Origin of the sequence: Limnohabitans sp. Rim28 (assembly GCF_000293865.2) — a bacterium.
Taxonomy (GTDB): Bacteria; Pseudomonadota; Gammaproteobacteria; order Burkholderiales; family Burkholderiaceae_C; genus Limnohabitans_A.
Genome location: NZ_ALKN02000041.1, coordinates 1 through 1,654 on the forward strand (window position 1 = coordinate 1; position 1,654 = coordinate 1,654).

A 1,654-nucleotide genomic window follows, 5' to 3' on the forward strand; every position below is an offset into this window, starting at 1 on the left:
AAGATCCTCAGTGAACGACAAGACTATCCCAGCGGTCATGGCAATCACCAATGGGATGGTAATTGGAATTCGGTGACTGCTGTAAAAAGCGCCCAGCATACCCAATACTTCAGCGTAAATAAACATCAATAATAAATCCTTTAGCGCTACACTACGCTGCTCGATCAACAGCATGACTTCTTGCACCATGGCGCCTACTGTGAACAGAGCGATCGTGATGAGAAAAACTTTTTCGGTCACGTCAATGATTTTTTTGATCGCCATAAAGTCTCCTGTTGAATAGTCTTGTTTTTTCATTATTCAATGAATCCTGAATTTGCCGCTTTCTATTTGATCAGTAGCACCTATTTCAGTTGGGTCAGTGAGTGTCCAATCAACTACGTGTTCTAAGCACGATCGCCACTACTCCCTACAGCTGATTTGAAAGTGGACATTGGACACAATGCTCTTGAACGCACCATTAAGTTTTTTTGTTGAAATCGCCTTATCCAGAGTGCACTGATTCGATTGTTGTAGAGGCCAAGGACTGCAGGGAACAGACAGATCGCCTAGTGACTGAAATTTTAGAAATACCTTGCCACATAGGGTTTCTACTTACATGCCTAGAATCGACCATGACCCACTACAAACCTCTCAATCTATCTGACCGTTTTGCACGCGGATTTACAAAAAGTTTGCGGTTTGTCGCAGACACTTTTTTTGCCACCCGTTACGGTCATCGAGCTGTCATTTTGGAAACTGTGGCAGCGGTGCCAGGTATGGTTGCAGGAATGTGGACGCATTTGAAAAGTCTGCGCCAAATGCGAACTGGGTACGGTCCCAAGATAAGGACTCTTTTAGGCGAGGCTGAAAACGAACGCATGCACTTGATGACGTTCATTGAAATTTCAAAGCCCAACTTTTTCGAGCGCTCAGTGGTACTGGTTGCACAGGCTGTGTTCTGGCACCTTTACTTTGTGATTTACGTTTTTTTTCCGCGGACAGCTCACCGCATCGTGGGCTATTTTGAAGAAGAAGCTGTTTACAGCTACACCGAGTACCTGCGCGAAATTGACGAAGGCCGAATTGCCAACGTCGCTGCACCTAAGCTGGCCATTGACTATTGGAAACTATCGGCGAATGCGACTCTGCGAGACGTTGTCATCGCAGTTCGCAGCGACGAAGAAGAGCACCGTGATGTGAATCACGAATTTGCAAACGAGTACGACCGGGCTGTTTGGTAACAGCAATATTTTAGAAATAAGATTTTTTATTGGGCGATTAAAATTTAAATAGTCTCAGTCGGCCACAAATCGCCTTATGCAACGCACTGTCGCTGGCTGCACTTTTTGAACATCATAGACAACCACCTCTTCGCCAATTTTTCTCGCGAGGCTTGCTATTAGCTGTATTCGCGCTCAAAAACTATTACCGTTATGGTTTTTAAAAGTTCAGTCTATCTTGGATTTTTCAATGAATGACGCAGATCCTGGGTGGCGGCCTGGTTGAGCGACAAACGAACGCCCAGGACGCCATTGCCCCTGCGCACAGGCGCTTTTCGCAGGCGGATGTCGATGCTGAGGATGTCTGGGTAAGCTACGCACGCTTGGGCGATGCGTGTCATGAGACGTTCTTGGGTTTCATAGTGCCCATCTTCGGCAAGCCGGTCAATCTC

2 protein-coding genes and 1 pseudogene are annotated in these 1,654 nt (G+C 46.4%); 1 reads left to right on the forward strand and 2 read right to left on the reverse strand.

All coding sequences use genetic code 11. The features are described 5' to 3' along the window. Positions 1 to 297 (reverse strand): phosphate-starvation-inducible PsiE family protein (locus B472_RS16730; RefSeq protein WP_238147481.1); only part of this gene is annotated, 297 nt, incomplete at its 3' end. Between the two features lie 317 nt (positions 298 to 614). On the opposite strand from B472_RS16730, the gene B472_RS16735 reads away from it, so the two are divergent. Continuing rightward, positions 615 to 1,223: an alternative oxidase gene (locus B472_RS16735; RefSeq protein WP_026039843.1), complete on the forward strand. Its 609-nt coding sequence runs from the start codon at positions 615 to 617 to the stop codon at positions 1,221 to 1,223. A gap of 212 nt (positions 1,224 to 1,435) precedes the next feature. Here the strand turns inward: B472_RS16735 and B472_RS16740 are convergent. Then, positions 1,436 to 1,654: pseudogene (locus tag B472_RS16740) on the reverse strand (dihydroneopterin aldolase); the annotation flags it as partial.

What these genes read in the sequence shown, in the direction of transcription:
- B472_RS16735 (WP_026039843.1), top strand. Translation starts at nt 615, where the DNA reads ATGACCCACTACAAACCTCTCAATCTATCTGACCGTTTTGCACGCGGA.